Consider the following 26,977-nt stretch of genomic DNA (forward strand, 5'->3'; position numbering starts at 1 on the left):
CGCCGGCTTCCGCCGCCGGCCGTCCGCCGCGCGCCGCCCGAGGTGCGCCGTCCGCCGTGCGTCGCCACTCGTCTGCCGTGCGCATCACGGGCCGGGGAGCGGAGGGACGCGCTCGGCTCCGGTCGGAGCAGACCACGCGCCCCTGGACCCGCGACCTGGACACGTGTCCGGATGTGCTGGCGCGCGGTGCGGGGCGCGTGGAACGCTGGGCGCGCCCGTGACTCGAGGAGGAGGTCGGCGGATGGCGGCAGGTCCGGTCCTGGTGGTCGGCGCGGGGCCCGGTGGGCTCGCCGCGGCCGCCGCGCTGCGGTCGCGCGGGGTCGACGCGCTCGTCGTCGAGCGGTCGTCGGCGGTCGGGGCGTCGTGGCGGGGGCACTACGACCGGCTGCACCTGCACACGACACGCCGCTGGTCGTCGCTGCCGGGACTGCCGATCCCGCGCGCGTACGGGCGCTGGGTCGCCCGGGACGACGTCGTCCGCTACCTCGAGCAGTACGCGGCCCACCACCGGCTCGACGTGCGGACCGGGGTCGAGGTGGCCCGCGTCGAGCGCGCGGACGACCGCTGGCGCCTCCGGTCGGTCGACGGGGACACGATGGAGGGCAGCGCGGTCGTCGTCGCGACCGGCTACAACCACACGCCCGTGCCGCCCGCGTGGCCCGGCGTCGAGGACTTCCCGGGCGAGGTCGTGCACGCGTCGTCGTACCGGAACCCGGAGCCGTACGTCGGCCGCGACGTGCTCGTCGTGGGCGTCGGGAACACGGGCGCGGAGATCGCGGTCGACCTGGTCGAGGGCGGGGCCGGCCGCGTGCGCCTCGCGGTCCGCACGCCGCCGCACATCGTCCGCCGTTCGAACCACGGCTGGCCCGCCCAGGGCACCGGCATCGTCGTGCGGCACCTGCCCGTCCCGCTCGTCGACGCGACCGCCCGCCTGATCGCGCGTGTCGAGGTGCCCGACCTGTCGGCGCACGGCCTCCCGCGCCCCACGACGGGGCTGTACTCGCGTGTGCTCGAGGGCTCGGTGCCGCTGCAGGACGTCGGGCTGGTCGCGGGCGTGCAGTCGGGTGCGATCGAGCCCGTCGCCGCGGTCGAGTCGTTCGAGGGCGCGAAGGTCGTGCTCGCCGACGGCGCGCGCGTCGAGCCGGACGTCGTCATCGCGGCGACCGGGTACCGGCGCGGGCTCGAACCGCTGGTGGGCCACCTCGGCGTCCTCGACGCGCGAGGTCTGCCGCGTGCGCACGGCCCCCGGCCGGCGCGGCCCGGCCTGTACTTCACCGGCTACACCAACCCGATCAGCGGCATGTTCCGCGAGCTGCGGATCGACGCCGAGCGCATCGCGCGGGCGGTGGCGCGCTCGCGCGGCTGAGCGTCGTCGCGACGGCGACGCGGGACCCGCGCGCCCGACGACGCCCCGTCAGGACACCGCGTCGCGGACGCGCTCGATCATGTCCGTCTCACGCGCGCTCACGCGTTCGGCGTGGAATCCCATGAAGCCGCCCTCCTTGGCGGCGTCCGCGGCGTCCTGCGCCGTCCGGACGAGCCACGCCCCGAACGCCGACGCCTCCTCCGCGGTCGCCTTCGCGGCCACGAGGGCGTACACCTCGCGCAGCTCGGCGACGACCTGCTCACCCGGCGACGAGCCGGCGGCGGTCGGCCGATATCCCTGGGCGGGGTTGTGACGCTCCTGCAGCTGGGCCTGGATGTCGAGCGCGACCTCGGCGAGCAGCTGCTCGCGCGTCGGCGGGTTGGTGGCCGACCGGACGGAGGCCATCGACTCCTTCGCGGCCTCGATGGGGCCGCCCGGGTCTGCCAGCGAGATCGCCATCCCGGCGACGAAGGGTGCGCGGACGACGCGTGCCCACTCGTCGTCGGTGAAGTCGGACTTCCCGGTCATCGTGCGTCCTCCCCGTGGTCGGCGCGCCCCACGATGCCACGGGTCGTCAGCGGTCGCCCGTGCTCGCCGCCGCCGTGCCGCCGAGACGCTCGGCGCGCGCGACGATCGCCGGGGTGCCGACCAGGGGGATGACCACGACCGCGAGGGACAGCGCTCCGACGACGCGCAGGTCGACCGCCGGCACCACGGGTCCGAGGAGACCCAGCGTCGTGCCGGTCAGCGCGGGGACGACGAGGCCCGCGAACCCGAGCAGCAGCAGCACGAGCACCGTGGAGAGCGGGGGACCACCGGTGGACGCCTCCGCGACGGACCGGACGTACGAGCCCGCGTCCTGCGCCACCAGGCCGGCGGCCGACGATGCGGCCCGCACGGACGACGTGGCGCCGTCGACGAGCAGCGTGTCCGGTCCCACCGTGACGCCGGCGCCGCGCAGGCCCTCGTCCGACACGAGCAACGTCCCGGCGCGAGCCCGCGGTCGAACACGGCGACGACGCGTGCGGTCGACGGCCGGCCGTCGAGCCGCCAGGTGACCGTGTCGCCGAGCCCGGCTCCGAGCTCGACGCGACCGTCGGTGCCGAGCGCGACGGTGCCGGGCTGCTCGAGCGCCCGCAGGCGTGGCCGGTGCTGGTCGAGCGGCTGCTCCGGCACGCGTCCGCCGGTCCGACGGAGGGCTGACCCCGGGTCAGGAGGACCCGGGCAGCGGGCCCCACGGCAGCGGCTCGACGGGCCACGGCGTCTGTCGCGAGGCCGCCCGGCGTACCAGGACCACACCCCCGGTCGTCGCGCCCACCGCGATCAGTGCGGACACCCACGGCGAGCCGACGACGAGCACGGCGATCGTCACGACGAGCCCGACGAGCACGCCGACCCCGAGGGCCGGGCCGCGGCGCAGCGCACCCGCGGCACCCCCGAGCAGCCCGAGCGCCACGGCGAGCACGGTCACGAGCGCGACCACCTGGCCCACGACCACCAGCTCGTCGGCCCCGGGCAGGCTCCGCCACGACAGGTCGAGCGCGAGCGCACCGGCCAGCACGGCGCCGGCGGCGACCAGCAGCGCCACCCCGGTCGCCCGGCGTGCCGCGCCCAGCTCGGCCCCGGCTCGCCGTCCCGCGGCGGCGACCACCGTGATCGCCGCGGCGGCACCGACGAGCAGCCCCAGCGGCAGCGGCGCGCGCGGCGTGTCCGGGCGGGTGGGGACCGGCACGACGGGTGCGGGCGCCCCGGTCGTCGGGTGGCCGAGGCGCTCCCACGACCCGTCCTCGTGCCGCAGGGCCAGCCCGTCCGTGCCGTTCGCGGCGAGCACCCGGAAGCCGTCCGGGGTCGGGAGCACCGCGACCTGGCGGGTGGTCACGGTGCCCGCCGGGGCGTCGTAGCGCGCGGCGAGAGCGGGAAGGACCTCGTCGGGCACCGACCAGTCGACGTCCCAGGTGCGGCCCCCGTCCGTGCTGCGCTCGACGCCGAGCCGCCCTCCCGTCGCGTCGCCCGGCAGCGGCCGGTAGCACTCGTCCGGTCGGGCCGGGACGCACGCGGCGTCCTCGGGCGTGCCCCGGAGCGCCGCGTCCGCGAGCGCGCGCACCTCGTCGTCGGTCGCACGGCTCCACGCCGTGCCGTCGGTCGACCGGAGCCCGCTGCCGTCCTCGAGACGGACGACGACCGTGTCGTCCACGACGTCGACCGACCGCACCTCGTCCGGCGGCGGGGGCGCGGACGTCGCGACCGTCGCGAGCACGGCGACGGGGAGGACGACCAGCCATCGGGCAGGTGCGCGGTCGCGCGGCGCGGCGCCAGGCGTCGGGCCGCGGGCGCCGACCCACCACGCGGCCACGAGGACCGGCAGCGCGAGCAGGTCGCCCGGGTCGCGCAGCACGACGCCGGGCGCGTCGACGAGCGACCACGCGGCGGACGCGACCGCGGCGCCGGTCGTCGTGACCTTCACGACGGTGAACAGGACAGCGACGACGGCGACGGCCACGGCGGCCACGGCGCCCGGCGGTCGGCGTCGCCCCGCGACGGACAGCACGACCGCGACGAGCGGCGGCGCGACGAGGAGCCCGGCGGCGTCGGACAGCTTGCCGGTCCACCACCCGCCCACCGCGCTCTTGAGCACGTGGTCGTTGACGAGCAGCACCACGACGGCGAGGCACGTCGACGGGTGGGACAGCCAGCACAGCGCGTCGTCGGCACGTCGACGGTCGCCCGCGTCGGTCATGCGTCCTCCAGGTCGTCGTGCCGGCAGCCGCAGCGTGCCGCACGCGCGCGCCTGCGCGGGCGTCCGAGACCGAACCGTGACGACACCGTCACCCGTCTGCCGCGCGCCGGCCGGGCGGTCGACCGGCCGGGCGCCGACCGCTCAGGGGGTGCAGCCGACCGGTCCGGCGGGCGGCGGGGTGCCCGTGCCGAGGAACCCGTAGACCGTCGAGCGGCCGGCCGCGAGGGTGCCGTTCCACTCCGCGTTGCGGACGACGAGCACGCCGTCCGTCGTCGTGGCGACACCGGACCACAGCTGGGTCACCGCACCGCCGGCCGGGAGCGCGCGGCTCGTCGTCCAGCGCGTCAGCGGCGTGATCGCGGTGACCTCGACCGACGCCTGGTAGCCGCCGGGCCAGGTGCCGCCGACGGTGAGGGTCGCGCGGCACCCCGCGGGGGGCATGGTGTGGGTGACGGTCGGTGACGGGGACGGCGTGGGGGTCACGGTGGGCGTCGTCGTCGGCGTGGGCGTGACGGTCGGCGTCGGGCTGGGCGTGGGCCCGTTGCCCAGCCCCAGCCCGCGCAGGAAGGTGGTGAGCTGCGCCGCGATGACCTCGTGGTCGTGCACCGACGGGTGCCAGTGGCAGCCGCCGTAGTCGAGGCCGGCGCCGCTGTAGTACCAGTAGCGCACCCGGTCGTCGCCGTCGGCGCGGCGCTCGTCGACCACGCGCTGCGCCAGGTCGGGCAGGTCGGTGCCCGTGTGGACGTCCGTGGCGCTCACGACGAGGTACGTGTCCGGCCCGTATCGCTCGCGGAGCGTGTCGAGGTAGCCGTGGTAGGCCGCGACCCACGCCTCGCGCAGCGCGGTCGTCGTCGGCCACGCCTCGTTCGCGTTCAGGGGCGTCGAGAAGTCGTTGATCCCCAGCCCGACGACGACGGCGTCGGGGTGCCAGGACGCCGGACGGACCCAGGGCGCGTCGACGAACGGCAGGGCCCGGTCCTCGTAGGTGCGGTAGCTCGTGCCGGGCTCGCCGCCCGCGTAGTTGCGCACCATGCCGCGACCCGAGAACGCGTTCACCTGGTAGTCGGCGCCGAGCGCTCGGGCGGTGAGCGCGCCGAAGGACAGGTCGGCGTTCGTCGTCCGCGTGACCTCGTCGCCCGTGCACTCGCGGCTCGCCGACGTGCTGCCGTACCCGGCGGTGTACGAGTCGCCGACGAGCTCGAGCTGCAGGTCGCGCGCGGGCGGCGCGGACAGGACCTGCGAGCCGTCGACGGGCACGAACCCGCCGAACGTGCTGGTGGCCCACGGGACCTCGCTGCGCTTGACGACGCGCACCGTGTGGTCGCCCGCGCTCAGGCCGGTCACCCGGTACGTCGTCGAGCCCGGGGTGACGAGCGTCGCGACGGTGCGACCGTCGACGGCGACGTCGTAGTCGCCGTACGCGTCGTCGAGCACGACGCCCACGCCCGTGCCGCGGAACCGTCCCTCGAAGTAGACGCCCGGCCACGCGTGCTGCCAGGTGCTGCCGGCGGCGACGACGCGCCCCGCGGTGTGCACGGTGGCGCCGAGGCCGTCGTCGGCGGGCGCGGCGGCGGCGCCGGGTGCCAGCGCGACGACGGTCGCGATCGCGGTGAGCGTCAGGGCGGTGCGCAACGGTCGCACGCGGGTTCCCTTCGTCGACGGGTACCGGCCCGGGTGGGCGGCGGCGCCCCCTGCCTACCGAGCGCGGGACGCCGCGCGACACCCGGTGAAGCGATTCGACGATCCGCGCGCCGGCCGCGGCACGCGGGGGACCGTGGTCCGGGCGGGGCGCCTGCGCCACCTACGCTGTGCGGCGATGATCTCTCGTGTCGAAGGCGCGTACCTGGGTGCGGTCCGGGCGTTCCAGAACCCGATGCTGGACCTGCTGCACAAGCGGCACGCCCCGCTCGTCGTCGCGCTGCTCTCCGTGACGTTCACCGCCGAGCGCCCGACGGTCGCCGTCGCCGACGCGCACACCGAGATCGGCGACGCCCTCGACCAGCTGCGGGCAGCGGGCCACGGCGACACCCTGCCGAGCGGCGGTGCGCGCGAGCTGTGCCGGCAGTGGGCCGAGGCGGGCTGGCTGGTCCGCCAGGTGCTCGACGACGACGTCGAGGTCTACCGGTTGTCGGCGCACGCCGTCGGTGCGCTCGAGGTCGCGGGACGTGCGGGCGGCACCCGGGCACGCGTGTCGCAGTCCCGGGTGCGGACGCTGCTCGACGCGGTCGAGCGGCTCGCGCAGGACGCGGACCCCGACGTGCTCGTGCGGATGGCCCGGCTGGACGCCGAGATCGGCCGCCTGCAGGCCGAGCTCGACCGTGTCCAGCGCACGGGCACGGTCGAGACGGTCGACGACGAGGAGCTGCTCGAGGAGGCCGAGAACGTCCTGCACCTCGTGCGCGAGCTCCCCGCGGACTTCGCGCGCGTCGCGGAGTCGATCAAGGCGATGCAGCGCGACGTCGTCGCCGCGCTCCGGCAGGACGAGCGCCCCACGGGCGACGTGCTGCGCGAGTACCTCGCACGCGGCGAGCAGGTCATGGAGTCGACCGCGGAGGGCCGCGCGTTCGCCGGGGCGCTGCGGCTCATCGGCGACCCGCAGCGGCTCGACGAGCTCGCCGCGCAGCTCGACGTCGTGCTGCGGCACCGGTTCTCCCGCCGCCTCGGACCGCAGCAGCGCACCGAGCTGCGCGAGGTCGTGCGGCGCATCGAGCAGGGGCTCGACCAGGTGTTCGCCGCCCAGCGCGAGGCGTCGTCCGTCATCACGTCGCAGGTCCGCCACCACGACCCGCTGCGCGACCGGCAGGTCGACGCGCTCCTGCGCGACGTCATGACGGGCCTGCAGGCGTGGATGCCCGACGCGCGGCGCTTCCAGCCGGTCGACCCGCTGCGCCGACTCCCGGTCGCCGACGTCGAGCACCTGCGGCAGACGACCGGCGCGCTCCAGCCCCCGGAGCCGCCCGCGCCGCTGACGGACTGGGACGACGACGGCGACGTCGCGAGCGGCGACGCCCTCGCGTGGGGCGGGCCGCACTACGCCGAGCTCGACGCGCACCTCGCGGCCTTCGCGACCGACGCCCGCACGGCGGACGCGGACCGTGCGACCGGCGGTGTGGACGTCGCCGCGGTGTTCGACGCCGCCCCGGACGCCCTGCGCCGGCCCGTGGACCTCCTCGGTCTGCTCGAGCTCGCGCACGCCCACGGCATGACCGAGACCGACCGCGTCGCGCTCGTCGACGCGGTCCGGCCCGACGGCGCCCGCCGACGCCTCGCGTTCGGCGGCGTCACGATCCGCACGAAGGACGACACCGATGACTGACGCCCCGACCGTCGCGACCGACGCCGACGCGCAGGACGGCGCCGTCGACCAGCCGGACGCGGCCGACGCGCCCGACGCCACGGACCTGCCGGACGCGCTCGACGACGTCGACGCCGACGACGACGGGACGCCCGACGAGCGCGGCGGTTTCATCGCGCCCGTGCCGATGGAGGAGGACCCCGCGGAGCTGTTCGCGGGCGACTCCGGCACGCTCGGCGCCGACGTCCGCCGCGTGCTGGTGCGCCTGCTGCAGCGCCGGTTCCTCGTGGCCGACCGCAACCGCGCGCAGTGGCGCACGCTGCTCGAGAACCAGCAGGTCATCGAGTCGCGGCTGCACGACCTGTTCGTGCACCTCGTCGTCGACCACGACCGCGGCATCGCGTACAAGCGGCAGGTCCGGTCGGCCGAGCTCGACGTCCCGGTGCTGCTCCGCGACGACGCGTACTCGCGCGCCGAGACCCTCGTCCTCGTGCACCTGCGCACGGTGTTCCAGCGCGAGCGCGGCGCGGGGGAGACGTCGGTGCGCGTCGACGTCGAGGAGATCGAGCAGACCGCGCTCACGTACTTCGACCCCGACGACACGAACGTCGCGAGCCACCAGCGCGAGATCCGCGCGGCGGTCGCGCGGCTCGCGAAGGAGGGGCTGATCGAGGAGGAGTCGGAGGGGCGGTTCCGCGTGACGCCGCTCGTCGAGGTCGTGCTGAGCAACGAGCGGCTCACCGAGCTGCGCGCGTGGCTCGCTGCCCAGGTCCGCGGCGGCGCGAGCGAGGAGGACGTCCGATGACGATGGTCGACACGCTGTTCGGACTGATCCCCGAGGCGTCGACGGGGCAGCAGTGGGTCGCGCGCGACCTGCAGCTCGTGAACTGGGGCGGCTACGACGGCCACCACCGCGTGCGGCTCGCGTCCACCGCGACGCTGCTGTCGGGCGGCTCGGGGTCGGGCAAGTCGACGCTCATGGACGCGTACATCGCGCTGCTCATGCCGCACACGACGCCGTTCAACGGCGCGTCGAACGGCGGCGTCGTGGGGCGGCCGCGCGGCAAGGACCAGCGGAACATCCTGTCCTACGCGCGCGGCAAGCTCGACGAGTCGCGCACCGACGAGGGCAGCACGCGGCAGCGGGTGCTGCGCGGCGACGGGCGCGACACGTGGTCGGCGATCGCGATGACGTGGACCGACCAGGGCGGTACCGAGCTCACGGCCGTGCGTGCCTGGTACGTGCCGTCGGCGGCCCGGACGCTCGAGGAGGTCGTCGCGGTCCGCGCGACGCGCGACGGGTCGTTCGACCTGCGCGCGCTCGAGGCCGCCGCGGCGCACCGGTTCGCCCGTCCCGCGCTCACCGAGGCCGGCCTCACGGTCTTCGACACCGACCGCGACCTCACCGCACGCCTGCACGCGACGCTCGGCATCGGCGCGTCCGGCGACGGGGCCAAGGCCGTCGCGCTGCTCGGACGCATCCAGGCCGGGCAGCAGATCACGACCGTCGACGCGCTCTACAAGGCGATGGTGCTCGAGGAGCCCGACACGTACGCGACGGCCGACGCCGTCGTCGAGCAGTTCGACAAGCTGTCCGGCACGCGCGACCAGATGGTCACCGCGCGCCAGCAGGTCAAGGCGCTCGAGCCGATCCGGACGCTGCGCGCCGAGATCGACGAGGCCGCCGACCGGCTGCGCGTCATCGACGAGATCGGCACGTTCGACGAGCCCGCGTCGCCCGCCGCGCTCTGGAAGCACGAGCGCCGCCTCGACCTGCTGCGCGACGCCGAGGCGGACCTGCAGCGTCGTCAGCACCGCGCGCGCGACCACGTCGCCGAGACGCAGGCCCGCATCGCCGCGGCCCGCTCGGAGCTCGACGGTGTCAAGGAGACGCTGTGGTCGTCGGGCGGCGACCGCCTCGCGCACGCGCAGCGTGAGCTCGCCGCGACCGAGGCCCGTGCGCAGGAGGTCGCCCGCGCCCGCACGCGGCTCGACGACCTGCTGCGCGCCGCCCTGCCGGGCGAGACCGTCACGAGCGAGGCCCAGCTCGCCGACCTCGTCGCCCGGGCGCACACCGCGCTCGCGGACGGGGGCGCACGACGCCGGTCGTTCGACGAGCTCGCCGACGCGCGCTCGGAGCGCAAGGAGGCCGCCGCCGACCTGGCCGACCTCCAGGCCGAGCGGCGCGACGTCGAGCGGCGCCGGGACAACGTGCCGCGCGACCTGCACGCCGCGCGCGCCGCGCTGGCCCAGGCGGCCGGCCTGACGCCGGACGACCTGCCGTTCGTCGCGGAGCTCGTCGAGGTGCGCACCGAGCACGAGCCGTGGCGCGACGCGTTCAACCTCGCCCTCGGCGGCTTCGCGACCGTCCTGCTGATCGACGCGGCGCACCTGCGGGCGTTCCGCGCGGCGATCGACACCGTGCCGACGGCCCGTCGCATCCAGTTCCAGGGCGTCCCGACCGGCGGCCCCGACGACGTCGCGCTCGACTCGCGCACGCTGCCCGGGCGGCTCGACTTCCGTGCGGGCCCGTTCACCGCGTGGCTGCGCAGCGAGCTCGCGCAGCGCTTCGACTACGTGTGCGTCGACACCCCCGGCGAGCTCGCGCAGCACGCCAAGGCACTGACGCGGACCGGACAGGTGTCGCAGGGCACGCGTGGCGCGCACGGCGGGCAGGGGCACGCGAACGTGCTCGGCTTCACCAACACGCGGCGCCTCGCGTTCCTCGACCAGCAGATCGCGCGCGCGCAGCAGCGGCTCGACCTGGCCGCCGCGCGCGTCGTGGAGGCGGAGGCGCACCTCGACGACGGCGACGCGCGACGGCGCGCGTACGAGCAGGTCGTCGCCGTGACGTGGGAGCAGGTCGACGTCGCCGCGGTCGAGTCGACGCGCGCCCGGTGGGCGCAGGTCGTCGACGAGGTCACCGCGGGGAACCCCCAGATCGCCGACCTGCAGCGCCGCGCCGACGAGCTCGACACGACCATCACGGCGCTCACCGAGCTGCTCGGCCGCACCAAGGCGGACGCGCAGGCGCTCGGCGAGCAGTGGTCGACGACGACCGACGAGGTCGACGCCGCGCAGCGGGCTCTCGACGAGGCGACCGCGTCCGGCACGACGGTCGGCGCTGCGCAGCGCGCGTACGTCGAAGGGCTGCTCGACGGCGGGCCCGAGGCGCCCGCGCCCGCGCCCGACGCGGTCGACGCGCTGCGGGCGCTCGACGACGTGCTCGCCCGTGCCAACGCCCTGCTGCTCGCCGACCGGCAGGCCGCGCAGCAGCGCATCGGTGCCGCCCGCGACGCGCTGCGCCGCACGTTCGAGACGTTCGTCGAGCGCTGGCCCGACCCGAACCTCGGCACCGACCCCGACGCGTCGTACGCGGACTTCGTGCGCGTGCTCGTCGACCTCGAGACCAGCGGGCTGCACGAGCTCGAGGCCGAGTGGCGCCGCAGCCTCCTGCGGCTGTCCGGCAACGACCTCGCCGACCTGCACAGCGCGCTCGCGCGGTCGGTCCGGGAGATCAAGGAGCGCATCCGGCCGGTCAACGACATCCTCGCCGACCTGCCGTTCGCCGACGACGACCACCGGCTGCGGATCGACGCGCGCGACACGCAGTCGACCGTCGTCGCCCGGTTCCGCAAGGAGCTGCGCGACCTGCGCGAGGTCCTCGCGACCGACGCGACCGACGCGGAGCGCGAGCGCCGGTACGTGCGGATGGCGAAGGTCGTCGACCGGATCCGCCGCACCGCGCCCGACTTCGCCGACCTCGTCGACGTGCGACGGCACGTGCGGCTGTCGGCCGAGAAGGTCGACCTCGAGGGCCGGCACGTCGCGCTGTACGACCACATCGGCGAGAAGTCCGGCGGTGAGTCGCAGGAGCTCGTCGCGTTCATCGTCGGCGCGGCGCTGCGCTACCAGCTCGGCGACGCGGGCGCCGAACGCCCCCGCTACGCGCCCGTGTTCCTCGACGAGGCGCTCATCAAGGCCGACGCCCGGTTCACCGGGCGCGCGATCGGTGCGTGGCGCGGGCTCGGCTTCCAGCTCGTCATCGGCGCGCCCAACGACAAGTTCAGCGCGCTCGAGCCGCACGTCGACCTCGCCTACGTCGTCCTCAAGGACGCGTCGGGGCGGTCGCGCACCAAGCCGGTCGTCGGCGTCCCGGACGGCACGACGACCCCCTGACGCGCGCGACGCCGGGCACCGTCACGACGTGCCCGGCGTCACACGCGCTTCGCCCGGCGGCCGGGACGGAGGTCCCACGCGGGGGCGACGGCGGACGGCGGCGGCCGGACGCGTCACCCGTTCGCCGCACGCGGGCGCTTCACCGCGGCCCGCGCAGCCGGGAGCGTCGGTCCGTCGCGTGCGGACGCGGCGCAGGCGACAGCCCCGGGAGCGACGTGCGACAAGCGACAGGCGTGGTCCCGACGTCCGAGGAACGGACGTTCGGCCGCGAGGAGATCATCGTCTCGAAGACCGACCCGCAGGGGCGGATCACGTACGCGAACGACGTGTTCGTGCGCGTGTCCGGCTACCGGCGCGACGAGCTGCTCGGGCGGCCGCACTCGCTCATCCGGCACCCGGACATGCCGCGCGCGATCTTCCGCACGCTCTGGGACACCGTGAAGCAGGGGCAGGAGATCTTCGCGTACGTGAAGAACCTCGCCGCGGACGGCGCGTACTACTGGGTGCTCGCGCACGTCACGCCGTCGACCGACGAGACCGGCGCGACCGTCGGCTACCACTCGAACCGGCGGCTGCCCGACCCCTCCGCGGTGCGCGCCGCCGAGGAGCTGTACGCCGTCCTGCTGGCGGAGGAGAGCCGGCACGCCACGGGCAACGCCGCGGTCGACGCGTCGTCGGCCGTGCTCGCCGACCTCCTCGCGGGCGACGGGACCACGTACGACGCCTGGGTGTGGGACATCATCAACAGCCACGGCGGCACGCGATGAGGCGGCCCGTGAGGGCCTCCGCCGCGCCGCCCGCACCGACCGCGCCGGCCGTCGACCCGGCCGTGCTCGCCCCGCTCGTCGAGACGCTGCGGCGCGCGTCGTCAGGCGACCTCGAGGCCCGCGTGCCGGAGCAGACCGACCCGACGCTCGCCGAGCTGGGCGACCGGCTCAACGGGCTGCTCGACGTGGTCGACGCGTTCGTCCGCGAGTCCGGCGCAGCGCTCACCGCGTCGGCCGAGGGCCGTTTCCACCGCACGCTCATCGAGCGCGGCATGCCGGGCGCGTACCGCGACGGCGCCCGGCGGATCAACTCCGCGCGCGACGTCATGCGCGACGCCGACGAGGCCGCGCACCGCGAGGAGGAGGTGCGCCAGGACATGGGCGCGCAGGCCGTCGAGGTGTCGCAGCACGTCGCCGCCGCGTCCACCGAGCTCGGTGCGTCCGCGCACGCGCTGCGGCACGCCGTCCGGCAGGGCGTCGACGAGCTCGAGTCGACCGTCGCGCTCGTGGCCCGGCTGCGCGAGGCGTCGTCGACGATCGGCGCCGCCGTCACGCTGATCCAGGACGTGTCCGCCAAGACCCGCCTGCTCGCGCTCAACGCGACGATCGAGGCCGCACGGGCCGGCGACCGGGGACGCGCGTTCGGGGTCGTCGCCGACGAGGTCAAGTCGCTGTCCGACCGCGTCGCCGCGTCGTCGGCCGAGATCGCGGAGCAGGTCGAGGAGGCGCAGCAGGCGTCGCGGGACGTCGACGCGTCGATCGGGCGGGTCGCCGGGCTGATCGCGGAGATCGACGACGCCGCAGCGGGCGTCGCCGAGGCCGCGGGGCACGACGCGGGCGGACTGGCCCGGATGGCGGAGACCCTGCGCGCCGACGTCGGCCGCTTCGCGGGCTGACGCACGGCCGGTGCACGTCCGCCCCCTGGCCCGTCCCGTGGTCGCGCCCCTACCGTGGGCGCATGGCCCGTGGTGACGCACCCGCGTCGAGCGTCGAGGAGTACCTGGACGCGCTGCCGCCCGACGACGCCCGCGCGCTGCGGCAGGTGCGCGACGTGCTCCTGGAGCTCGTGCCCGACGCGGGCCAGGTGATCTCCTACCAGGTGCCGTGCGTCACCTACCGCGGGAAGGCGCTCGTCAGCCTCTCGCAGTCCCGGAACCACCTGAGCCTGCACGTGCAGGACCCGCCGCTGGCACGCGCGCTCGCCGACGAGGTCACCGAGGGCCGCTGGTCGGGCGCGACGCTGCACTTCACCGCCGCCGCCCCGCTGTCCCGCGCGACCCTCGAGCGCGTCGTCCAGGGACGCGTGGCGGCGGTCGACGCCCGGCTCGCGGCCCGCGGACGCTGACGGAGCGGCCCGGTGGCGACGTGGGAGGAGATCGAGGCCGCGGTCACCGCGCTGCCCGACACCGCCGAGCCCACCCCGCGCCGCTGGACCGCGCACGGGCGCGGGCTCGTGTGGGAGCGACCGCTGCGACGCTCGGACCACGAGGCGCTCGGCCCCGACGCGTGGCCGGGTGAGATCGTGTGCGTCCGCACGCCCGACCTGGACGCGAAGGACGCGCTGCTGGCGTCGGCGCCCGAGGTCTGGTTCACGACACCGCACTTCCACGGGTATCCCGCGGTGCTCGCGCGCCTCGAGCGGCTCGACGCGGACGAGGCCGCAGAGGTCGTGACCGACGGGTGGCTGTCGCTCGTGCCCAAGCGGACCGCGCGGGCCTGGCTCGACGCCCACCCGGAGGTGGCCCCCGGCTGACACCGGCGGGTGCTGCTGGGCGCTCGTCCAGCGCGTGAGAGGATCGCGCGACCGACCCCCGGAGGACCCCGCGTGAGAACCAGCCGCCTGCTGCTGCGCCGTGCGCGCGCGCAGGTCGGGCTCCTCGCTCTCGTCGCCCTCCTCGTCGCGGTCGTCGCCGCCACGGTCGCCGGGACGCTCGCCGCGACGCTCGGCGGGGCACGCGACGGCGCGCGTGACGCGCTCGACGCGGCCGGCCCCGACGGTGCGCTCCAGGTGTCGACCCGGCGCGACGCCGACGACCCGGACGGCCAGCGTGCCGCCGCCGACGACGCGCTGCGCGACGCGCTCGGCGACCGGCCGGTGCACGTGTCCCGGACGCTGCGCTCGCTGTCGCTCGCCGTCACCGCACCCGACGGCTCCGACCGCACGCTCGTGCTCGCGACCGAGCCGGACCTCGCGGACGTCGCCCACGTCGTCGACGGTGCGTGGCCCGCGGGTGCCGGCGGCACGGCGGGCACGGTCGACGACCCCGACCCGACGGCGCTGCACGCGGGGGCCGCCGACGCGCTCGGCGCGCACGTCGGCGACGCGCTCGTCGTGACGGCGGACGGGGGAGCGACGCGCGTGCTGCGCGTCGTCGCCACCTGGCGCCCCGACGACCCGTCGGACCCGCGCTGGGTGGGTGACGCGCTGGGCCCGGCGGTCGTCGACGAGCGGGTCCTCGCCGCGGTCCCCGGCATCGACCTCGTCCGCTGGACCGTCGTCCCCGCGCTCGACCGTGTCGGCCCCGGCGACCTCACGCCCGTCGCCGACGGGCTCGACCGGTTCGTCGCGGACGCGCAGACGTCGGTCCAGTCCGGGGGCCTGTCGACGACCGGCGCTCTCGTGGACACGTTGCGCCGCACCGACGCGGCCCTGACCGCGGCCTCCGCCGTCACCGGGGCGGCCCTCGCGCTCGTCGCCGTGGTCGCCGTCGTCGCGCTCGCCCAGGTCGCGCGTCTGCTCGGGGCGGTGCGCGCGACCGAGACGACCGTGCTGCGCTCGCGCGGCACGACCGTCGGCCAGCTCACGGCCGCCGCGGCCGTCGAGGCGGTCGTCGTGTGCGTCCCGCCCGCGCTCGGCGGCGCCCTGGTCGCCGCCGCCCTGGTCGGCCGCGGCACCGAGCCTGCCGTGGTGGTCGCCGCCGCGCTCGGGGTCGTCGTCGCGGGCCTCGTGACCCTCACGCTCGGCGCCCGCGGCGCCGCCGCGCGCGCCGGTGACCGCAGCGACCCCGCCGGCCGTCGGTCCCGGACGGTCGCGACCGGCGGCGTCGTCCTGGTCGTGCTCGCGGCAGGGCTCGCGACGTGGCGCCTGGTCCGCTCGTCGGGCGCAGCGGCACGCGTGGCCGACGGCGCCGCGGGCGCGCCGACGGCCACTGCCGAACCCGCGGCCGTCGGCGCCGTCCCGCTGGGCGTCCTCGCCGTGGCGCTGCTCGCGGCGGCGCTGCTGCCGTGGGTGACCGGGGCCGTCGCGCGCCTGGTCGGCCCACGGTCGGGCCTCGTGGTCCCGCTCGCGGCGCGCCAGGTCGCACGGCGTGCCGCCGTCTACTCGGTGCCCGTCGTCCTCCTGACGCTCGCGACGGCGACCGGTGCGCTGGCCGCGGTGCACGTCGGGACGACCGACGCGCAACGGCGCACGGCGGCGGCCGCGGCCACCGGTGCCGACGTGCGCCTCGTCCTGACCGACGTGCCGCCGCCCGCGGTGGACGCGACGCCGCCGACCGCCGGCCTCGCCGCGCTGCCCGGCGCCGACGGCGTCCCCGTGCTGCGCGCGACCGCCGGATCGGCGTCGCGGGTGGGCACGCTGCTCGCGCTGCCGACCGACGACGCCGCGGCCGTCCGCACCGACGGCGTCCCCGGCCTGCGCGGCGCGCTCGCCGACCTCGCACCTGCCGCCGGGTGGCCCGTCCCCGCGGGTTCGACGGCCGTACGCGTCACCGCGGACGTCGACGGTGCCGCGACGGCCGCGCGCCTGTGGTGGGCCGGCCCGGACGGCGTCCTGCGGGCCGCCACCGCGAGCGGTGCGGCCGGCCGCTGGTCCGCCGTGCCGCCCGGCCCGGGAGCCTGGACGGTGCAGGGCGTCGAGCTCGCCACCGGCGGGTCGGCCCGGCAGGTCGTGGTCACGGAGGTCGTGGCCGACGGCCCGGACGGACCCGTCGACCTGCTCGGTGCGGGACCGTGGGCCGTCGCCGTGCCCGGCCAGGATCCGCTCGTCGTGACCGCGGACGGCCCCACCGTGACGCTCCCCAGCACGGGCGCCGCCGTGGCGGTCGTGCGCGTGCTGCCCGGCGCCGCCGCGCCCCTGCCGCTCGTCGTCTCCGCGGACTGGGCGGCGGCCGACGGCCTCGCGCCCGGCTCCCCGCTCACCGTCCGCGTGGACGACCACCCGGTCGACGCGGTGGTGGCCTCCGTGCAGCCGGTCGTCCCCGGTGCCCCGGGACGCGCCGCGCTCGCCGACCTGCGCGCCGCGGGGAACGCCCTGCTCGCCACCGCACCCGTGCCGCCCACGCCGACCGAGGTCTGGTACCCGGCCGGCGACCCGAGCGCGACCGCCGACGCCGTCCGTTCCGCCGTCGCCGACCGCGCGCTGCGCGCCACCGTCACCACCGCCGCCGCGCCCGCCGACGACCCCCTCACACGCAGCGCCGGTGCCGCGCTCGTCGTCGCGGCCGCGTGCGCGCTCGCGGTCGCGCTCCCGGGTGTCGCCGCGGCGGTGCTCGCGCTCGGTCGCGCGCGCCGCGCCGAGGTCGGGGTCCTGCACGCGCTCGGTGTCGCACCCCGCACGCAGGGGCGCGGCCGGCGCGCGGAGACCGGGACCGTCCTGGGGCTCGCCGTCGTCGTGGGCGCGCTCGGCGGCCTGCTGCTCGGCGTCGCGCTCGGGCCCGCACTCGTGCGGGTCGTCGCGACCGGGCCCGCTGCGCTCGTCGTCGCGCCGGCCGTGCAGCCCGGCGTCCTCGCCGCCCTCGTCGGCGCCGCCGCGCTCGGCTGCGCGCTCGTCGCGCTCGGTGACGGCGCGCGCGTCCGCCGGCACGCCGTCACCGCGACCGTGCGGGAGGACGCCCGATGACCACCGCCACGTCCGCACGCGCGGACCGCCGCGGCGGGCGGCCCGCACTGTCGAGCGCACGGCTCGCGGCCCGCCAGCTGCGCACCGACCCCACGACCGCGGTGCTCGTCGTCCTCGCGACGTTCGTCGCCGCGTGCGTCCTCGCGGCCTGGCCGCGCACCGTCGACCGCGTCGTGGGGACCGACCAGGCCGACGGCGTCGGCCGGCTCGTCGCGACGCGGGTCGACCCGACGCGCGCGTCGTCGTGGCTCGTCGACACCGGCGGCGGCTCGGCCGACGCGCTCGACGACCTCGCCGCGCAGCGGGACGCGCTGGCCGCGACGGTCGCGTCCGCGGGCCCCGCGCTGCGCCCGCTGCTCGGCGAGGCCCGCGTCGTGCTGTCCACGGACCGCTGGGTGGCCGACCGCGGGCCGCGCGACGTCGGCATCGCCGAGCTCACGGTCGGCGTCCGCGTCGACGAGCGGCTGCCCGACCTCGTGACCGTGGCCGACGGCCGCCTGCCCGCACCCGCCGACGTCGACCCGCTCGCCCCGGGAGCGCCGCCGCGCACCGGCACCGGTCCGGACGCCCCGCTCGAGGTCGCGCTCTCGGTCGCGTCCGCCGAGCGCATCAGCTGGCAGGTCGGCGAGCTGCGCACGCTGCAGGGCGGCACCGGTGTCACGGCGGTGCTCGTCGGGACGTTCGAGGCCGCGGACGCCGCCGACCCGACCTGGGCGCACCTCGACTCGACGTTCGCGCCGCAGGTCGTCGAGGACCCGGATGCCGGCACGCTCGTCACGGTGTTCCCCTACGCCGACCCCGGCGCGCTGCCCGTCCTCGCGGTATCCGGGCCGCTCTCCTCGACGACCTGGTTCCCGCTCGAGACCGGTTCCGTCGCGACGACCGACCGTGCCGCGCTCCTGACCGACCTGCGCGCGTTCCGCACCGCGACCGCGACCGACACCGAGCTCGACGCCGCGCTGCAGGCGCTCGAGCCCCGGCAGCGGCTCGTCGTCACGGTGCTCGGCGTGCTCGCCGCCGGACCCGCGGGCGTCGCCCTCGGTGTGCTGTGGCTCGCGGTGGCGCTGGGCGTCGAGCGACGACGGGCCGCACTCGTCCTGCTGCGCGCCCGGGGCGCGTCGACCGTCCTGGTCGGCGGTCTGGGCGCGGGGCAGGGCCTCGTGCTCGGCGTGCCCGCGGCCGTCGCCGGCGTGCTCGTCGCCGTCGCCCTCACCCCGGGCCCGACCACGCCGACCGACCTCGCCGTCCCGCTCGCCACGGGTCTCGCGCCCGCCGCGCTGCTCGGTGTGGCCGGTGCGCGCGTGCGGGCGACGCGGGCGGCGCTGTCGGGCGCCCGGCCCGTCGCCGCGGGCGCGGCGCGCACCGCCCGGTGGGTCGCCGAGGCCGTCGTCGTCGGTCTCGCGGTCCTCGCGGTCGTCGCCGTCCGGCAGCGCGGTCTCGCGGGGGACACCCAGGGTGTCGACCCCGTGCTGCTCGCGCTGCCGGTGCTGCTCGCGCTGGCCGTCTGCGTGGTCGTGCTGCGCGTCCTGCCCGGGCCGCTCGCGGCGCTCGCACGCGTGCTCGCGCGGCGGCGTGGGCTCGCCGGGTTCGTCGGTGCGGCGGGCGCCTCGCGGTCCCCTGCCGCGGGGCTCGCACCGGTCGCCGCGGTCGCGCTCGGCGTCGCCGTCACGACGGCGTCGCTCGTCGTGCTCGGGACCATGGACGGCGGCGCGCGCCGGGCCGCGGCCGCCGCGGTCGGGGCCGACGTCGCGGTGCAGGCGGACGGTGCCACGGCGGGCACCGTCGACGCGGTGCGTCGCACGCCCGGGGTCGCGGCGGTCGCCGCCGTCGCCGACGGGGGCGAGGTCGTCCTGCGCGCAGGCCGCGCCGGCGACGCGCTCGCGGTGCACGTCGTGGACCTCGCGGCGCTGCGCGACGTGCAGGACGGCCTGCCCGGCGTGGACCCGTTGCCCGTCGACCCGGGTGCCCCGGGCAGCGCGGACGACGCCGTCGCCGTCGTGCTCGTCGGCGACGTCGAGGTCGACCTGGACGACGAGCCCGCGCTCGACGCGGGCGGGTCGTCGGCGGGCGTCCCGGTCACGGTCCTCACGACGCGGCCGACCGTGCCCGGCGTCACGGGCCCGTCGGCGGTCCTGGTCGACGAGGCGGGCGCGCAGCGGCTGGGCCTGCGGCCCGTCGTCGAGCGGCTGCTCGTGCGGACCGCCCCCGGTGCCGACCCCGCGGTGGTCGCGGCGGACGTCGCCGACGTCGTCGCGGACGCCACCGGGGGGCGGCCGGCCACGGCGACCCGCGCTGCCGCGCTCGAGCGCGTCACGGGTGGTGCGCTCGTCGGCGGTGTCCGCACCGCGACCGCCGTGGCCACCGCCGCGTCGCTCGCGCTGAGCGCGCTCGCGCTCGGGCTCGGCGTCACGCTCGGCTCCCGGTCGCGCGGCCGCCTGCTCGCGCTGCTCACGACGCTCGGCGTGCCGACCCGCGACGCGCGTGCGCTCGTGCGGTGGGAGGTCCTGCCGTGGGCGCTCGTCGCGGTCGTCGCGGGGCTCGCGTCGGGCGCGCTGCTCGCGCCCGTGATGCTCGGGACGACCGACGTCTCGGTCCTCACGGGCGGTGCGACACCGCCGCCACCCACGCCCGGCCCGACCGGGCTCCTCGCGCTCGCCGCGACCTACGCGCTGCTCGTCGGGGGCGCGGTGCTCGCCGCCGTCGTCGGCGCGCGCCGCACGTCCGCCGTCACCGTCCTGCGGGAAGGGGAAGCATGACGACCACCACCCCCGAGATCCTCTGCGAGGACCTCGTGCGGATCTTCGTCACCGAGGGCGTCGAGGTGCAGGCGCTGCAGGGGCTCAACCTGCGCGTCGACGCAGGCGAGCTCGTCGCCGTCGTGGGGGCGTCCGGCTCCGGCAAGTCGACGCTGCTCACGATCCTGTCGGGCCTCGACCGGCCGACCGCCGGCACGGCCGTCGTCGCGGGCACGAACCTCGTGTCGATGGACGCCCGGCAGCGCCGGCGCTACCAGCGGGACGTCGTCGGGTTCGTGTGGCAGCAGACGTCGCGCAACCTCCTGCCGTACCTCACGGCGGCGGAGAACGTCGCGGTCCCGCTCGTCGTCGCGGGCACCGGCGGGCGGGCGGCGCGCGCCGCCGAGCTGCTGGACGTCATGGGCGTCGCGGACTGCCGCGACCGGCTGCCCGCCCAGATGTCGGGCGGCCAGCAGCAGCGCGTCGCGATCGCGACCGCGGTCGCCGCGTCGCCGCGCGTGCTGCTGGCCGACGAGCCGACGGGCGAGCTCGACGAGGCCACGTCGGCCGACGTGCTCGACGCGATGCGCCACGTCAACGCCGAGCTCGGCGTGACGACGCTCATCGTCACGCACGACCCGACGGTGTCCGAGCACGTGCACCGCACGGTGCAGATCCGCGACGGCCGCACGTCGACGGAGGTGCTGCGCCGCACCGAGCGCGGCGAGGACGGCGTCGAGCGGCTGCACGCCGAGGAGTTCGCGGTGCTCGACAAGGTCGGACGCCTGCAGCTGCCGCGCGAGGTCGTCGAGCGGCTCGACCTGCGCGACCGCGTGCGCCTCGGCCTCGAGGCGGACCACGTGCGGGTCTCGCGCCACGACCACGTGCCGGGGACGCCCGACGACGCCGTACCCGACGATGCCGCCGGCGACAGGACAGGCGACCACACGCGCGACGAGGAGGGACCGCGATGATCCGCGGCATCGGCCTGACCCGCACGTACGGCACGGGCGACGCGGTCGTGCACGCGCTGCGCGACGTCGACGTGCACGCCGCGCCGGGCGAGCTGGTCGTGGTCCGCGGGCGCTCCGGGTCGGGCAAGACGTCCCTGCTGCACGTCCTGGGCGGCCTCGAGAAGCCCAGCGCCGGCCGGGTCGTCGTCGACGGCGCCGACCTCACCGCGCTCGACCCCGAGCAGGTGCTCGAGCTGCGCCGCACGCGCATCGCGTACGTCTTCCAGGCGTTCGGGCTGATCCCGGTCCTGTCCGCTGCCGAGAACGTCGAGGTCCCGCTGCGGATCCTGCGCACGGACCCCGCCGAGCGCGACCGTCGCGTGGCCGAGGCGCTCGCCGCGGTCGGGCTCGAACGGCACGCCGCCCAGCGGCCCGCCGAGCTGTCCGGCGGCCAGCAGCAGCGCGTCGCGATCGCCCGCGCGCTCGTGCACCGTCCCGCGGTGCTCCTGGCCGACGAGCCGACCGGGCAGCTCGACAGCGGCACGGCCGCGGTCGTCATGGACCTGCTCGTCGACCTCGTGCACGGGCACGGGGTCGCGGCGGTCGTCACGACGCACGACCCGCTCATGGCCGAGCGCGCGGACCGGCTGGTCGAGCTGCACTCGGGCACGCTCCGCGACGCGACGGCCTGACGACGGCCGGCGCCCCATCCGCGCCCCTGCCCGCCGCCCGGCGAGGTCGGCACCCGTTGCCGCACGGGTCCGTGCTCCGTAGCGTGGCAGCCCTCGGACCGGGGGAGATGCGCATGACGACGACCCAGCAGCACGCGCTGCGGGCCCAGCTGTGGCGGCGCAGGCCGGTCACCCGCGCCACGCGCGAGTCGTCCGAGGGCCTGCGACGGTCCATCGGCACGTTCGGGCTCATGATGTTCGGCGTCGGTGCCACGGTCGGCACCGGCGTCTTCTTCGTCATGCACGAGGCCGTGCCCGACGCCGGTCCCGCCGTGGTGGTGTCGTTCGTCCTCGCGGGGATCGCGGCGGGGCTGTCGGCGCTGTCGTACGCGGAGATGGCGTCCGCGGTGCCGGTCTCGGGGTCCACCTACTCCTACGCGTACGCGACGCTCGGCGAGGTCGTCGCGGTCGGCGTCGCGGCGTGCCTGCTGCTCGAGTACGGGGTGTCCACCGCGGCCGTGTCGGTCGGCTGGAGCGGCTACCTCAACCAGCTGCTCGACAACCTGTTCGGGGTCACCGTGCCCGCGGTGCTGTCCGCCGGACCGTTCGACACCGACCCCGGCGTGGTCAACCTGCCCGCGATCGTGCTCGTCGCGCTGTGCGCGCTCCTGCTGGTCCGCGGCGCGAGCGAGTCCGCGCGCGTCAACGCGATCATGGTCGTCGTCAAGCTCGCCGTCCTCGGCCTGTTCGTCGTCGTCGCGTTCACCGCGTTCGACGCCGACCACTTCGCCGACTTCGCACCGCACGGCGTCACGGGCATCACGATGGCGGCGGGCACGATCTTCTTCACGTTCATCGGCCTCGACGCGGTGTCCACCGCGGGCGACGAGGTGCGCGACCCGCAGCGCTCGATGCCGCGCGCGATCCTCGGCGCCCTCGCGATCGTCACCACGATCTACCTGCTCGTCGCGATCTCCGCCCTCGGCGCGCAGCCGTGGCAGGCGTTCTCGGACCCCGAGCAGGCGGAGGCGGGCCTCGCCCGGCTGCTCCAGGACGTCACCGGCTCGACGTGGCCGGGCACGGTGCTGTCGGCCGGCGCGGTCGTGTCGATCTTCTCCGTCACGCTCGTCACGCTCTACGGGCAGACGCGCATCCTCTTCGCGATCGGCCGCGACGGCCTGCTCCCGCGCGCGTTCGCCCGCGTCAACCCGCGCACGCACACCCCGGTGACCAACACCGTCATCGTCGCGTGCGTCGTCGCGCTGCTCGCCGGGTTCGTGCCGCTGTCGAACCTGTGGGACCTCGTGTCGATCGGCACGCTCGTCGCGTTCATCGTCGTGTCCGTCGGCGTGATCGTCCTGCGGCGCTCGCGCCCCGACCTGCCGCGCGGCTTCCGCGTCCCCGGCTATCCCGTGACCCCGGTCCTCGCGATCCTCGCGTGCCTCTACATCCTGTCCGGCCTGCAGTGGTTCACGTATGCGTGGTTCCTGCTGTGGCTGGCCGTCGCGCTCACGTTCTACCTGCTGTGGGGCCGGCACCACTCGCTGCTCAACCGTGCCGTCGAGGCCGGCCTGCCCCTCGAGGACGGGAAGGTCCGATGACCATCGTCGTCGGCGCCCAGCCGTTCGGGGACGCGCGCGGCGCGCTCGAGCTCGGTGCGAACCTCGCGCGCACCCTGCCCGAGCGCTCGGGCGTGTTCGTCCTCGTCGTCGCGACCGTCGTCCCGCCGCGCGACGACGCCCGTGCGGACGAGGACCGCCTCGCGCGCGCCCAGGACGCGGCACGCGCCTGGGCGGCCGAGCGCGCCGCCGGGATGCAGGTCGAGTTCGTCACCGTGCTCGCCCGGTCCGTCGCCCGCGCCCTCGTGCAGGTCGCCGTCGAGGCCGACGCGACCGCGCTCGTCCTCGGCTCGTCGCCCGACGGCGGGCTCGGTCACGTCGTCGTCGGGTCCACCGCGGACTACCTGCTGCACTCGTCGCGCGTGCCCGTCGCGCTCGCCCCGCGCGGCTACCGGGCCGCCGCCGTGCCGGGTGCGGGACCGCTCGACGTGCCCGTGCACCGGTTGACGGCCGCGTTCGGTCCGGGGGCCGCGGGGGAGGAGTCCGTGCGCTGGGCGGCCGCCCTCACGCGCTCGATCGACGTGGGCCTGCGGGTCGCGTCGTTCGGCGTCCGGACGCCGACGATGTTCCCGCCCGAGGTCGGGTTCGACGTCGAGGCCGAGGTGTCCGCGCAGTGGCGCGACCAGATGCTCGACGCGCAGCGCGCACTCGCGCTGGGGCCCGACGTCGAGACCGTCGCGCCCGTCGGGACGAGCTGGGCCGACGCGATGGACCGCCTCGACTGGCAGCCGAACGAGCTGCTCATCGTCGGGTCGTCGAGCGCGGGCGCCCTGCGCGCGGTGTTCCTGGGCACGCGCGCGACCAAGCTCGTCCGGCACTCGCCCGTGCCCGTCCTGGTCGTCCCGCGCGGCACGACGCAGCCCGCCTGAGCCGGCCCGGCGTGGTCTCGTCGCGCCGCCGCGCACCGGCCGCAGCGGGGTACTAGTCCCATCGTCCGATGGTGCGCGCCCACGCCGACGCGGGAGAAAGGTGGCTGTCCGACCACCGACCCCAGGAGCACACCATGAAGCGCGCGGTCCTCTTCTCCGCAGCCGCCGTCGTCGCCGCCGTCCCCGCCGTCGCGGGCCTGGTCGGCAACGCGAGCCTCACCCCCTCCGTCGCCGTCGAGCCGCCCGCGCACGCCGTCCTCCTCGACGACGGTCGCACCGACCGCGACGCCCGCACCGAGCCGGGCGACAACCGCGACGCCACGCCCACCGCGTCGCCGTCGAGCACGCCCGAGGCGTCGCCCCGTGCGTCGTCCTCACCGAGCAGCACCCCCGACGACCACGGCGGCGCGCTCGACCGCGACCTGCGCACCGAGCCCGGCGACGACCGCGCCGTCAACGGCGGCGCGCCGTCGAGCGGCACAGCCGGCACCGCCGGGACCGACGACTCGGGCCACCGGTCCGGGCGCGACGACTCCGGCCAGCGGTCCGGCTCGGGCGGCGACGGCTCCGGTCGCGGCGGGCACGACGACGGTCCCGGCCACGACGCGGGCGACGACCACGGCGGCGACGACTGACCGTGACCACCGAGCACGACGACCACGCCCCGGCGCACCGGTCGCCCGAGCCGCCCGCACGGACCTCCACGGGTCCGTCGGGCGGCGCGGCGCGCGGACGGGCGACCCCGGGCCCGGCACGGGCCGACGCCGCCACGCCGACACCTAGGGTGAGTGCCGTGCGCCCCACCGACGACCCGACGACCGTCGCGTGGACCACGCTGGCGGCGGGCGGCGGCGCGGGCGCCGCGGGCGAGCCCCGACCCGTCCGGACGTGGCGCGTGTTCGGCCAGGTCGTCGCCGCGGCCGGGCTCGTGCTCGTGCTCGTCGCGGTGCTCGGCCTCACGGCGAGCCGCCAGATCGCCGAGCGCGAGTCCGTCAACGACGCCGCGCGCCGCACCGACCTGCTCGCCGAGGCCGTCGTCCAGCCCGTCCTGCGCGACGGCGTGGCCACGGGCGACCCCGACGCGGTCGCGACGCTCGACCGGGCCGTGCGGGACGGCGTCCTCGACGACCAGGTCGTCCGCGTGAAGGTCTGGGACGCCGACGGCCGCATCGTCTACTCCGACGAGGACCGCCTGATCGGGCAGCAGTTCCCCCTCGGCGACGACGAGCGCGCGGTCCTCGCCGACCCCGCGACCGAGGCCGAGGTCAGCGACCTCGACAAGCCCGAGAACGCGTTCGAGCGCGGCCAGGGCAAGCTCCTCGAGGTCTACCGGCCGGTCTGGACGCCCGACGGCACGCCGCTGCTCTTCGAGACGTACTCCCGGTACGACGCCGTCACGGAGCGCTCGACCGCCCTGTGGCGCGGGTTCGCCGGAATCACGCTCACCAGCCTCCTCGTGCTCGTCGCCCTCATGCTCCCCGTGCTCTGGACGCTCCTCGACCGGCTCCGCCGCTCCCAGCAGCACCGCGAGGTCCTCCTCCAGCACGCGGTCGAGGCGTCCGACGAGGAACGCCGCCGCATCGCCGGAACGCTGCACGACGGCGTCGTCCAGGAGCTCGCCGCCGCGTCCTTCGCGCTCGCCGGCGCCGCGGACCGCGCCGACCGCGCGGGCGCCCCGGACGTCGCCGCACCCGTGCGCGACGCCGCCACGACCGTCCGCGCGAGCATCCAGGGCCTGCGCTCGCTCCTCGTCGACATCTACCCCGCGAGCCTGCGCACCGCGGGGCTGCGCGCGGCGCTCGCAGACCTCGTCGGCGGGCTCGCCGTGCGCGGGGTCGACGTGCGGCTCGACGCGCCCGACGGCGTCGCCGAAGGGCTGCCCGCACCCGTCGAGCGGCTCGTCCACCGTGTGGCGCAGGAGACGCTGCGCAACGCCGTCGCGCACTCCGGCGCCCGGCACGTCGACGTCGTCCTGCGCCGCGGCGACGACGCCGTCGTGCTCGAGGTCGCCGACGACGGCGTCGGGTTCGACGTCGCCGTGCCCCTCGCGCGCCCGCCCGAGGGGCACCTCGGCCTGCGCCTGCTCGCCGACCTCGCGTCGTCCGCCGGTGCGCGCCTCGAGGTCGCGTCGGCGCCCGGCGCGGGCTGCCGCTGGCGCCTCACGGCCCGCACGGACGGGCGGGGTACGGACGGGCCGGGTACGGACGGGCTTCGGACGGACGGGCGGGGTACCGGCGGCTGGGACGCGGACGGCGCCGCCGCAGGGTCGACCGGTACGGCCACCGACGGGGGGCGGGACGCATGACCGACGACGACGTGACCGTCCTCCTCGTCGACGACCACCACCTCGTGCGGTCCGGGCTCGCGACGCTCGTCGACGCCGCCGACGGCCTCCGCGTCGTCGGCCAGGCCGCCGACGGCGAGGAGGCCGTCGCCCTCGCACGCGACCTCGTCCCGCGCGTCGTGCTCATGGACCTCTCGATGCCGGTGCTCGACGGCGTCGAGGCCACGCGCCGCATCGCGGCCGCACAGCCCGACGTGCACGTCGTCGTCCTCACCTCGTTCTCCGACGCGGCCCGGGTCGGCGACGCGCTCGCCGCCGGCGCGGTGGGCTACCTGCTCAAGGACTGCGAGCCGCGCGACCTCGTCGCGGCCGTCCGCTCCGCCGCCCAGGGCTACGCGCCGCTCGACCCCCGTGTGGCCCGCACGTTGCTGCCGGGCGGCAGCGCTGCGGCCGCGTCGCCGGCCGACCGGCTGAGCGCGCGCGAGCGTCAGGTGCTGCGGCTCGTCGCGCAGGGCATGGCGAACAAGCAGGTCGCCCGCGCGCTCGGCATCTCGGAGCGCACGGTCAAGGTCCACGTCGGCAACGTCTTCCGTCAGATCGGCGTCGGCGACCGCACGAGCGCCGCCCTCTGGGCCCGCGAGCACCTCCCCGACTGACCCGAC

21 protein-coding genes are annotated in these 26,977 nt (G+C 77.0%); 17 read left to right on the forward strand and 4 right to left on the reverse strand.

From position 1 onward, the window contains the following. The first annotated feature begins 241 nt into the window (after positions 1-241). Positions 242-1,366 (forward strand): NAD(P)/FAD-dependent oxidoreductase, encoded by a 1,125-nt coding sequence (locus GXP71_RS05605; RefSeq protein WP_162351854.1) that lies wholly within the window; start codon positions 242-244, stop codon positions 1,364-1,366. A gap of 48 nt (positions 1,367-1,414) precedes the next feature. Here GXP71_RS05605 and GXP71_RS05610 read toward each other — a convergent pair whose 3' ends face one another. The 4 genes from GXP71_RS05610 to GXP71_RS05625 all read right to left on the reverse strand — a co-directional run bounded on the left by GXP71_RS05610 (position 1,415) and on the right by GXP71_RS05625 (position 5,744). Then, positions 1,415-1,894 (reverse strand): hypothetical protein, encoded by a 480-nt coding sequence (locus GXP71_RS05610; RefSeq protein WP_162351855.1) that lies wholly within the window; start codon positions 1,892-1,894, stop codon positions 1,415-1,417. A 46-nt stretch (positions 1,895-1,940) separates the two neighbouring features. After that, positions 1,941-2,342, reverse strand: coding sequence for a hypothetical protein (locus GXP71_RS05615; RefSeq protein ID WP_162351856.1), 402 nt, complete (start codon positions 2,340-2,342; stop codon positions 1,941-1,943). A 234-nt stretch (positions 2,343-2,576) separates the two neighbouring features. Then, positions 2,577-4,103 (reverse strand): hypothetical protein, encoded by a 1,527-nt coding sequence (locus GXP71_RS05620; protein WP_162350966.1) that lies wholly within the window; start codon positions 4,101-4,103, stop codon positions 2,577-2,579. A 141-nt stretch (positions 4,104-4,244) separates the two neighbouring features. Then, positions 4,245-5,744, reverse strand: a complete 1,500-nt coding sequence (locus GXP71_RS05625; protein ID WP_162351857.1) for a cellulose binding domain-containing protein — start codon at positions 5,742-5,744, stop codon at positions 4,245-4,247. Positions 5,745-5,919: 175 nt separating this feature from the next. Between GXP71_RS05625 and GXP71_RS05630 the strand changes: the two genes are divergently transcribed. From GXP71_RS05630 to GXP71_RS05705, 16 genes are all read left to right on the forward strand, one after another. Then, positions 5,920-7,419 carry a DUF3375 domain-containing protein gene (locus GXP71_RS05630; RefSeq protein WP_162351858.1) on the forward strand — a complete coding sequence of 500 codons (1,500 nt, stop codon included), beginning with the start codon at positions 5,920-5,922 and terminating at the stop codon, positions 7,417-7,419. 166 nt (positions 7,420-7,585) lie between these two features. Then, the gene (locus GXP71_RS05635; RefSeq protein ID WP_202924376.1) at positions 7,586-8,203 is read left to right on the forward strand and encodes a DUF4194 domain-containing protein; all 618 of its coding nucleotides are present in this window, start codon (positions 7,586-7,588) and stop codon (positions 8,201-8,203) included. Next, on the forward strand, positions 8,200-11,577 hold the full coding sequence (locus GXP71_RS05640) for an ATP-binding protein (RefSeq protein ID WP_162351859.1): 3,378 nt from the start codon (positions 8,200-8,202) through the stop codon (positions 11,575-11,577). The genes GXP71_RS05635 and GXP71_RS05640 overlap by 4 nt, the downstream gene beginning before the upstream one ends. Before the next feature lie 233 nt (positions 11,578-11,810). Continuing rightward, positions 11,811-12,344 carry a PAS domain-containing protein gene (locus tag GXP71_RS05645; RefSeq protein WP_238402644.1) on the forward strand — a complete coding sequence of 178 codons (534 nt, stop codon included), beginning with the start codon at positions 11,811-11,813 and terminating at the stop codon, positions 12,342-12,344. Between the two features lie 8 nt (positions 12,345-12,352). Then, the gene (locus GXP71_RS05650) at positions 12,353-13,240 is read left to right on the forward strand and encodes a methyl-accepting chemotaxis protein (RefSeq protein WP_162351861.1); all 888 of its coding nucleotides are present in this window, start codon (positions 12,353-12,355) and stop codon (positions 13,238-13,240) included. A 62-nt stretch (positions 13,241-13,302) separates the two neighbouring features. After that, a complete protein-coding gene (locus GXP71_RS05655) occupies positions 13,303-13,689 on the forward strand; it encodes an iron chaperone (protein WP_162351862.1) in 387 nt (128 codons plus the stop codon). A 12-nt stretch (positions 13,690-13,701) separates the two neighbouring features. Further along, positions 13,702-14,097, forward strand: a complete 396-nt coding sequence (locus tag GXP71_RS05660; RefSeq protein WP_162351863.1) for an MmcQ/YjbR family DNA-binding protein — start codon at positions 13,702-13,704, stop codon at positions 14,095-14,097. A gap of 72 nt (positions 14,098-14,169) precedes the next feature. Continuing rightward, positions 14,170-17,184 (forward strand): hypothetical protein, encoded by a 3,015-nt coding sequence (locus GXP71_RS05665; RefSeq protein ID WP_162351864.1) that lies wholly within the window; start codon positions 14,170-14,172, stop codon positions 17,182-17,184. Then, positions 17,181-19,940 (forward strand): FtsX-like permease family protein, encoded by a 2,760-nt coding sequence (locus tag GXP71_RS05670; protein WP_162351865.1) that lies wholly within the window; start codon positions 17,181-17,183, stop codon positions 19,938-19,940. The genes GXP71_RS05665 and GXP71_RS05670 overlap by 4 nt, the downstream gene beginning before the upstream one ends. Then, positions 19,937-20,893 (forward strand): ABC transporter ATP-binding protein, encoded by a 957-nt coding sequence (locus GXP71_RS05675; RefSeq protein WP_162351866.1) that lies wholly within the window; start codon positions 19,937-19,939, stop codon positions 20,891-20,893. Before GXP71_RS05670 ends, GXP71_RS05675 begins: the two co-directional genes overlap by 4 nt. Then, on the forward strand, positions 20,890-21,564 hold the full coding sequence (locus GXP71_RS05680) for an ABC transporter ATP-binding protein (RefSeq protein ID WP_162351867.1): 675 nt from the start codon (positions 20,890-20,892) through the stop codon (positions 21,562-21,564). Before GXP71_RS05675 ends, GXP71_RS05680 begins: the two co-directional genes overlap by 4 nt. A 113-nt stretch (positions 21,565-21,677) precedes the next feature. Further along, complete coding sequence (locus tag GXP71_RS05685) at positions 21,678-23,144, forward strand: APC family permease (RefSeq protein WP_162351868.1); 1,467 nt, start codon at positions 21,678-21,680, stop codon at positions 23,142-23,144. After that, positions 23,141-24,031: a universal stress protein gene (locus GXP71_RS05690; protein ID WP_162351869.1), complete on the forward strand. Its 891-nt coding sequence runs from the start codon at positions 23,141-23,143 to the stop codon at positions 24,029-24,031. The genes GXP71_RS05685 and GXP71_RS05690 overlap by 4 nt, the downstream gene beginning before the upstream one ends. Positions 24,032-24,165: 134 nt before the next feature. Next, a complete protein-coding gene (locus GXP71_RS05695) occupies positions 24,166-24,666 on the forward strand; it encodes a hypothetical protein (protein ID WP_162351870.1) in 501 nt (166 codons plus the stop codon). Positions 24,667-24,824: 158 nt separating this feature from the next. After that, the gene (locus tag GXP71_RS05700) at positions 24,825-26,336 is read left to right on the forward strand and encodes a sensor histidine kinase (protein WP_162351871.1); all 1,512 of its coding nucleotides are present in this window, start codon (positions 24,825-24,827) and stop codon (positions 26,334-26,336) included. Further along, positions 26,333-26,971: a response regulator transcription factor gene (locus GXP71_RS05705; RefSeq protein WP_162351872.1), complete on the forward strand. Its 639-nt coding sequence runs from the start codon at positions 26,333-26,335 to the stop codon at positions 26,969-26,971. Before GXP71_RS05700 ends, GXP71_RS05705 begins: the two co-directional genes overlap by 4 nt. Positions 26,972-26,977: the final 6 nt, after the last annotated feature.

This window comes from Cellulomonas sp. H30R-01 (assembly GCF_010119915.1).
In the GTDB taxonomy this organism is placed as follows: Bacteria; Actinomycetota; Actinomycetes; order Actinomycetales; family Cellulomonadaceae; genus Cellulomonas; species Cellulomonas algicola.

What these genes read in the sequence shown, in the direction of transcription:
- GXP71_RS05630 (WP_162351858.1), top strand. Translation starts at nt 5,920, where the DNA reads ATGATCTCTCGTGTCGAAGGCGCGTACCTGGGTGCGGTCCGGGCGTTC.
- GXP71_RS05610 (WP_162351855.1), bottom strand. Translation starts at nt 1,894, where the DNA reads ATGACCGGGAAGTCCGACTTCACCGACGACGAGTGGGCACGCGTCGTC.
- GXP71_RS05690 (WP_162351869.1), top strand. Translation starts at nt 23,141, where the DNA reads ATGACCATCGTCGTCGGCGCCCAGCCGTTCGGGGACGCGCGCGGCGCG.
- GXP71_RS05640 (WP_162351859.1), top strand. Translation starts at nt 8,200, where the DNA reads ATGACGATGGTCGACACGCTGTTCGGACTGATCCCCGAGGCGTCGACG.
- GXP71_RS05635 (WP_202924376.1), top strand. Translation starts at nt 7,586, where the DNA reads ATGGAGGAGGACCCCGCGGAGCTGTTCGCGGGCGACTCCGGCACGCTC.
- GXP71_RS05705 (WP_162351872.1), top strand. Translation starts at nt 26,333, where the DNA reads ATGACCGACGACGACGTGACCGTCCTCCTCGTCGACGACCACCACCTC.
- GXP71_RS05670 (WP_162351865.1), top strand. Translation starts at nt 17,181, where the DNA reads ATGACCACCGCCACGTCCGCACGCGCGGACCGCCGCGGCGGGCGGCCC.
- GXP71_RS05675 (WP_162351866.1), top strand. Translation starts at nt 19,937, where the DNA reads ATGACGACCACCACCCCCGAGATCCTCTGCGAGGACCTCGTGCGGATC.
- GXP71_RS05685 (WP_162351868.1), top strand. Translation starts at nt 21,678, where the DNA reads ATGACGACGACCCAGCAGCACGCGCTGCGGGCCCAGCTGTGGCGGCGC.
- GXP71_RS05605 (WP_162351854.1), top strand. Translation starts at nt 242, where the DNA reads ATGGCGGCAGGTCCGGTCCTGGTGGTCGGCGCGGGGCCCGGTGGGCTC.
- GXP71_RS05680 (WP_162351867.1), top strand. Translation starts at nt 20,890, where the DNA reads ATGATCCGCGGCATCGGCCTGACCCGCACGTACGGCACGGGCGACGCG.
- GXP71_RS05620 (WP_162350966.1), bottom strand. Translation starts at nt 4,103, where the DNA reads ATGACCGACGCGGGCGACCGTCGACGTGCCGACGACGCGCTGTGCTGG.
- GXP71_RS05655 (WP_162351862.1), top strand. Translation starts at nt 13,303, where the DNA reads ATGGCCCGTGGTGACGCACCCGCGTCGAGCGTCGAGGAGTACCTGGAC.
- GXP71_RS05695 (WP_162351870.1), top strand. Translation starts at nt 24,166, where the DNA reads ATGAAGCGCGCGGTCCTCTTCTCCGCAGCCGCCGTCGTCGCCGCCGTC.